This is a genomic window from Kitasatospora sp. NPDC028961 (genome assembly GCF_055564815.1).
Genome location: NZ_JBVHVO010000016.1, coordinates 144,316 through 150,764, shown reverse-complemented (window position 1 = coordinate 150,764; position 6,449 = coordinate 144,316). Strand labels below are relative to the sequence as shown.

The following is a 6,449-nucleotide window of genomic DNA, read 5'->3' as shown; positions in this document are numbered from 1 at the left end:
TTGACTTTTGGCACGCTGTTGAGTTCTCAAGGAACGGACACTTCCTTCGGACCGCCTTCCAGCGGGCCCTCCGGGCGCTTCGTTCTTTCGTGTTTGAAGCTTATCAGATGTTTTCCGCTCCGTTTTCCGGAGTTTCATTCATCGGATTCGCATTCCGCCGCCCCTCTCGGTGCGACTCCGGAACTGTACGGGGACCGGCCCGCCACATGCAAATCGCCCCCGTCCGGGCATCCGGGCGGGGGCGATCGAAGAGCGGTCGGCCGGCTCGGCGCCGGCTCAGCGCCTGCTCAGCGGACCTCGGTGATCTCCGGGCCGCGGGCGAACGGGTCGAGCGCGGCGCCGCCGAAGCGGTTGCTGTCGCTCTCTCCGGCAGCGGCGGCTGCCCCGCCACCGTCGGCCACCATCTGCGCGTCCTCGGGAAGCTTCAGCACGATCGGGTCGCGCGGCGCCATCGGGGTCTCGCCACGGACGACGACGGTCTGCTGGAAGACCTGCTCCAGGATCCCGGCCATCTCCGGCTGCACCGCGGCCTGGCCCGAGATCACACCGCGCAGGAACCAGCGCGGCCCGTCGCAGCCGACGAAGCGCACCAGCTGGACACCCTGCGTGCCGTCCGGCAGCTGCACGGGGACCTGGGCCCGGAGGTGCCAGCCGAGCGGGCCCTCCTCCTCCTCGATGAGGCCGCCCTGCGAGGTGATGCCGTTGGCGATCTCCTCACGGACCTCGCCCCAGATGCCCTCGGACTTGGGAGCCGCGAAGGCCTGGAGCTGGATGGCGCTGTTGCCGAGGACCAGCGTCGCGGCCACGATCGCGTCCCCGGCCACCTCGACGCGCAGTTCCATGCCCTCGACACCGGGGACCAGCAGGCCTCCGAGATCGACCCGGCCTTCCTCCGGCTGCTCCAGCTCGGAGTGGTCCCACGGACCGTCCGGACGCGGAGCCGGCGGCAGGCCGACCCGCTCCGCCGGGTCCAGTTCGGTCACGTTCTCGCTCTCGGCGGAACCTTCGACGTCATCGGCCGGCTCGTCGGCGCTGATGGCGTCGTCGGCGAGCTGCTCGACAGCGTCCTCGCTCTTCTGGCGACGACGGAACACGGTCACTGTCCTTCCCGGTCCAAGACCGATGCGAATACCTGCTCGGCTTCCTACGAGGCCGCGGGCAGCCTAGACCGCGGCGTGGCCGCCGGTCGACCCGAACCCGCCCTCGGCTCGTGCCGACCCGGGCAGTTCGGCCACCTCGTGGAAGCGGGCCTTCTCGACCTGCTGGATCACCAGCTGGGCGATCCGGTCCCCTCGGCGGAAGCTGACGGCTTCGCGCGGGTCCAAGTTGACGACGATCACCTTGATCTCTCCACGGTACCCGGCATCGACCGTCCCTGGGGCGTTCACCAGAGCAACTCCGCAACGAGCTGCGAGCCCGGAGCGCGGGTGGACGAACGCCGCGTAGCCGTCCGGCAGCGCGATGGCAATGCCGGTGGGCAGGACGATCCGCTCACCGGGGGCCAGTTCGGCGTCGACGGCGGTCCGCAGATCGGCGCCCGCGTCACCGGGCTGCGCGTACGCGGGCAGCGGCAGCTCGGTGTCGATTCGCCTGATCAGGACGTCTACCGGCGGACGGGGGGTGCTGCTCAAGGGTTCACCTCAAAGGCTCGGGCGCGCTTCATCAGATCAGGGTCGTCGAGGACCTTCTCGATGTCCTCGGGACGACCGTGCTTGGTGAAGTGTTCCAGCTTCACCTGGATGAAGAGTGCCTGGGCGCGGAGCGCGACCGGGCCGTCGGGCCCGCCGATCCGCGCCTCGCCGGCGCTGTAGATCTTCCGGCCGTGCACGCCGGTGATCCAGGCGCGCAGGTGCAGCACGGAGTCGACCGGCACCGGGCGGACGAAGTCGGTCTCCAGCCGGCCGGTGACGGCCGGGGCGTGCAGCAGCCAGTTCAGCGTGCCGAGCGTCTCGTCCATCGCGGTGGTCAGCAGCCCGCCGTGGGCCAGGCCGGGGCCGCCCTGGTGGGCGGAGCGGACGGCGAACTCGGCGGTGACGTCGAGGCCCTGGCCCGCCACCGCGTCGATCCGCAGCCCGCCCGGGTGCTCCGGGCCGCAGCCGAAGCAGTGCTCGTAGTGCGAGCCGAGCCGGGTGCCCGGGGCCGGAGCCTCGGGGGCGCGCGGCGGCAGGACGGCGCCCGGCGGGGGCGTGGTGGGCGAGAGCGGCAGGGGCGGCGCCGGCCGCTCGGACGGGGAGGCTGGGGCTACGGAACCGGTCACGGCTCCCAACCCTACCGACCGGTAGCCGGTCCGGGCCCGGGGGTGCCGTCCGCCGCCGGCCGTCACGGCGACCACAATGGGGGCATGTACGACGAACGCCTCACCGTGCCGCGCTCCTGGTGGTTGCTCCCGGTCGCGATCGGGCTCACGCTCGCATTGATCCTGCTGCGTCTCAGCGCGGTGGGCGCGCTGGTCGGGCTGGTGGTCGGGATCGCCGCCGGCGCCGCCGCGATCAGCAGCTACGGCTCCGCCCGGATCCGGGTGGTGCAGGGTTCCCTGGTGGCCGGCCAGGCCCGGATCCCGGTCGACGCGCTCGGCGCCGCGCACCCGCTGAGCCCCGCCGAGGCGATGGCCTGGCGCGGCCCGAAGTCGGACCCGCGCGCTTTCATGCTGCTGCGCAGCTACGTCCCGACCGCCCTGCGCGTCGAGGTCAGCGACCCGGCCGACCCGACCCCGTACCTCTACCTGTCGACGCGCTCGCCGATGAAGCTGGCCGAGGCGCTGGACGAGGCCCGGCGCGGCGCCCGCGCCTGACTCGGCTCCGTTCTCCGGACCGGATCCGGCCCGGAGAACGGAGAGGGACGGTTCCGCGATGCGGGACCGTCCCAGATGTCTCCGTACTGCACGAGCTGCTGCCACGCCGCGCAGTCCGCGGTACCGCGCCGGTACGAATCGACGCGGTACTGCCGGTACGCCCGCCTCGACGGCCGTCGCCGGTACTGCCGTCCGGCCCCGCTGCCCGGGGCCGGAAGGGGCGGTGTGCCGGTCTCACGAGGTTCCGCGAGCCCGGGCCCATGGCCGCCCTGATACTCAGGCGCCGCAGTCCCGGCAGATCGGGTTGCCGTTCTTCTCGCTGTACAGCTGGCTGCGGTGGTGGACCAGGAAGCAGCTCATGCAGGTGAACTCGTCGGCCTGGCGCGGCAGCACCCGGACCGAGAGCTCCTCGTTCGAGAGGTCCGCGCCGGGGAGCTCAAGGCCCTCCGCCGCTTCGAACTCGTCGACGTCGACCGAGCTGGTGCTCTTCTCGTTCCGCCGGGCCTTGAGTTCCTCGATGCTGTCCTCGTTGAGGTCGTCATCGGTCTTGCGTGGGGTGTCGTAGTCAGTTGCCATGTTTTCGCTCTCCCCCTCCGGGTTGTGCGGTGTGTGCGGTATCTCCAGCGCACGTAACGCATGGGGGGCCGGTCTTGTGCCCGACCCGAGGCGGAGATTTTGCCTTACTTCAAGCCCTGTTACTCAATCGACACTCACCCAGGGGTCCGTTGGAGTGATCCGATCGGGCGCGGGAGGCCTCACGCTGGGCCATCACCGACCGGCGGCCGGGCCCGCCCACCGGACACGCTCAGTCATCAGAGGCCTTGCGACCACTCGATCGTTCCCTTGCCCACCAGGGATCCCGGCCGATCCGCCCGGACCGCATCGACCCCGAACCCGGTCACGGAACGCAACCGGAGCGGCCTCGACCATGATCACGCTCCGAGACCGCCCCACCCCGTGGAGCGACACGGTGTGACCTTGCTCACGTTCCGAATCTTCCGGGGCAAACCACGGAAAATCCACCCAACAGGAACGGCCGGGTCCACGGCCCGGCGCGTCCTGCGGTTCGTGTCCGGCTGCTACTGGGCGGCCTTGCGGGCGGCCCGGCGGGCCAGCAGGGCGGCCTGCCGCTCGTCGAACTTGGTCGCCTGCGCGTCCAGCCCCCCGAGGAAGACGCCGAGCTCGTCCTGGGCCCGCAGACCGACCGGACCGAGGCCGCCGACCTCCATCACCTTGAGGTGGCGCAGCACCGGCTGCAGCACGTCGTCGTGGTGGATGCGCAGGTTGTAGACGCCGCCGATGGCGATCTGGGCGGCGGCCCGCTCGAAGCCGGGGATGCCGTGGCCGGGCATCCGGAAGTCGGTGACCACGTCGGCGATCGCGCGCATGGCCTGGTCGGGGGCGATCTCCAGGGCGGCCTTCAGCAGGTTGCGGTAGAAGACCATGTGCAGGTTCTCGTCGTTGGCGATCTTCGCGAGCAGCTGGTCGCAGAGCGGGTCGCCGGCGGAGTGGCCGGTGTTGCGGTGCGAGATCCGGGTGGCCAGCTCCTGGAAGGCCACGTAGGCGACCGAGTGCAGCATGCTGTGCGAGTTGTCGGACTCGAAGCCCTCCGACATGTGGCTCATCCGGGCCCGCTCGAGCTCGTTCGGGTCCACGGCCCGGGTGGCGAGCAGGTAGTCGCGGATGGCTATGCCGTGCCGGCCCTCCTCGGCCGTCCAGCGGTGCACCCAGGTGCCCCAGGCGCCCTCGCGGCCGAACATGGTGGCGATCTCGTGGTGGTAGCTGGGGAGGTTGTCCTCGGTCAGCAGGTTGACCACCAGCGCCACCCGGCCGAGCGGGGTCACCTGCGACTGCTCCAGCGACCAGGGCTCCCCGCCCAGCACACCGTCGAAGTCGCGGCCCTGGCTCCACGGGACGAACTCGTGGGGCATCCAGTCCTTGGCGACCTTCAGGTGGCGGTTGAGCTCGGTCTCCACCACCTCTTCGAGGGCCATGATCAGCCGCGCATCGGTCCAGGCGCTGGAACCGGTCGGGGCGGTGCGCTGCACGGGGGCGATGGTCACGAGTGTTGCTCCAGGGGGACGGGCACGCGCGGGACGGGCGCGTTGGGCGGGCACGTCGGGGACACCGAAGTCGGGACGCACTTACGGTTGCGTAGGTTACGACACCGTAAGTTGCTCGGACCGGAAATGACAAGCCGCCCCCGCCAGGCCTTATGTCGTCTTGACGGGCCTGGCGGGGGCGGCGGGATCGGTCAGCGCACGGAGCGCGGGCGGGACGGGCGGCGCAGCGGGGGCGAGACGGGCCTGTGGGGGTGCTCAGGCCGCCGGGATCCGGACCCGCATGGTCAGGCCGCCCCCGGAGCGCGGGGTGGCCTCGATGGTGCCTCCGTGCGCCCGGACCACCGAGCGGACGATGGACAGGCCGAGTCCGACACCCTTGTCGCTGCGGGTGCGGTCGGCGCCCTTGACCCGGCGGAACGGCTCGAAGATGTGCTCCAGCTCGTAGCCGGGGACCACCGGGCCGGTGTTGGACACCACCAGCTCGCCGCCGCCGGGCACCTCGGCGGTGGCGATCTCGACCCAGCCGTCGGCGGAGTTGTAGCGCACGGCGTTCTGCAGCAGGTTGAGCGCGATCCGCTCCAGCAGCACGCCGTTGCCGGAGACCACGGCCGGGTTCAGGGTGGCGCGCAGCTCGACCTCGCGCCGGTCGGCCTCGGCGCGGGTCTGCACCAGGGCGCGGGTGGCGACCTCGGAGAGCTCCACCGGCCGGCGGTCGGTGAGCTCGTTGTCGCTGCGGGCGAGCAGCAGCAGGCCCTCCACCAGTTGCTCGCTGCGCTCGTTGGTGGCCAGCAGGGTCTTGCCGAGCTGCTGGAGGTCGGCCGAGGCGGCCGGGTCGGAGAGCTGGACCTCCAGCAGGGTCCGGTTGATCGCCAGCGGGGTGCGCAGCTCGTGCGAGGCGTTGGCGACGAAGCGGCGCTGGGAGTCGAAGGAGCGGTCCAGCCGGTCGAGCATGTCGTCGAAGGTGTCGGCGAGCTCCTTGAGCTCGTCGTCCGGCCCGTCGAGCTCGATCCGCCGGTGCAGGTCGGACGAGGCCACCTCGCGCGCGGTGCGGGTGATCCGCCCGAGCGGGCGCAGCACCCGGCCGGCCATCGCGTAGCCGGCGGCGAAGGCGATCACGGCGAGGCAGACCAGCACCGTGAGGGCCTTGCGCAGCAGCGTGTTGAGGGCCGCGTTGGAGGCGACCTCGTGCCGGCTGGCGAGGTACTGGTTGAACTGCTCGCTGCTCATCGGCACGCCGTTGACGGTGATGTCCTTGCCGAACAGGAAGGGCGGCGGCTGGACGTCGTGCAGGGCCTGCCGGACGAAGAAGTACATCAGCAGCAGCAGGACGACGCCGGCCATCAGGAACATGCCGCCGTAGAGCAGGGTGAGGCGGATCCGGATGGTCGGGCGGAACGGCAGCCAGGCGAGCATCCCGTCGCCGGGCACGTAGGTGTCGCGCGACGCGTGGTGGAGCAGGGGCGCCCGCGGTGCGTGCGCGGGCTTCGGCGGCACGGGCCCGGGCGGTACGGCGCGCGGGCCGCCGGCGGGCGCGCCGGAGGGCCCGCCGGCCGGGGGCGGGGTGGTCATGATCGTCCTCTCGGGGCGTCCGCCGG

The 6,449-nt window shown here is 71.7% G+C and carries 6 protein-coding genes and 1 pseudogene; 1 reads left to right on the top strand and 6 read right to left on the bottom strand.

The window, feature by feature from the left end; translation table 11 throughout:
* Nucleotides 1-287: 287 nt before the first annotated feature.
* From ACZ4UX_RS25210 to ACZ4UX_RS25200, 3 genes and pseudogenes are all read right to left on the bottom strand, one after another.
* On the bottom strand, nt 288-1,094 hold the full coding sequence (locus ACZ4UX_RS25210) for a DUF3710 domain-containing protein (RefSeq protein ID WP_329489901.1): 807 nt from the start codon (nt 1,092-1,094) through the stop codon (nt 288-290).
* A gap of 2 nt (nt 1,095-1,096) precedes the next feature.
* Nucleotides 1,097-1,631 (bottom strand): annotated as a pseudogene (dut, locus tag ACZ4UX_RS25205) (dUTP diphosphatase).
* Complete coding sequence (locus tag ACZ4UX_RS25200) at nt 1,628-2,206, bottom strand: PaaI family thioesterase (protein ID WP_465708316.1); 579 nt, start codon at nt 2,204-2,206, stop codon at nt 1,628-1,630. Before ACZ4UX_RS25200 ends, dut begins: the two are co-directional and overlap by 4 nt.
* Nucleotides 2,207-2,341: 135 nt before the next feature.
* Between ACZ4UX_RS25200 and ACZ4UX_RS25195 the strand changes: the two genes are divergently transcribed.
* Nucleotides 2,342-2,791: a DUF3093 domain-containing protein gene (locus ACZ4UX_RS25195; RefSeq protein ID WP_329489899.1), complete on the top strand. Its 450-nt coding sequence runs from the start codon at nt 2,342-2,344 to the stop codon at nt 2,789-2,791.
* Nucleotides 2,792-3,067: 276 nt separating this feature from the next.
* Here the strand turns inward: ACZ4UX_RS25195 and ACZ4UX_RS25190 are convergent, their stop codons facing one another.
* The 3 genes from ACZ4UX_RS25190 to ACZ4UX_RS25180 form a co-directional block, all read right to left on the bottom strand.
* Nucleotides 3,068-3,367, bottom strand: coding sequence for a DUF4193 domain-containing protein (locus tag ACZ4UX_RS25190; RefSeq protein WP_073924890.1), 300 nt, complete (start codon nt 3,365-3,367; stop codon nt 3,068-3,070).
* Nucleotides 3,368-3,870: 503 nt separating this feature from the next.
* Nucleotides 3,871-4,854: an acyl-ACP desaturase gene (locus ACZ4UX_RS25185; protein WP_329489898.1), complete on the bottom strand. Its 984-nt coding sequence runs from the start codon at nt 4,852-4,854 to the stop codon at nt 3,871-3,873.
* A 255-nt stretch (nt 4,855-5,109) separates the two neighbouring features.
* Nucleotides 5,110-6,423 (bottom strand): sensor histidine kinase, encoded by a 1,314-nt coding sequence (locus ACZ4UX_RS25180; protein ID WP_380388621.1) that lies wholly within the window; start codon nt 6,421-6,423, stop codon nt 5,110-5,112.
* Nucleotides 6,424-6,449 lie beyond the last annotated feature (26 nt).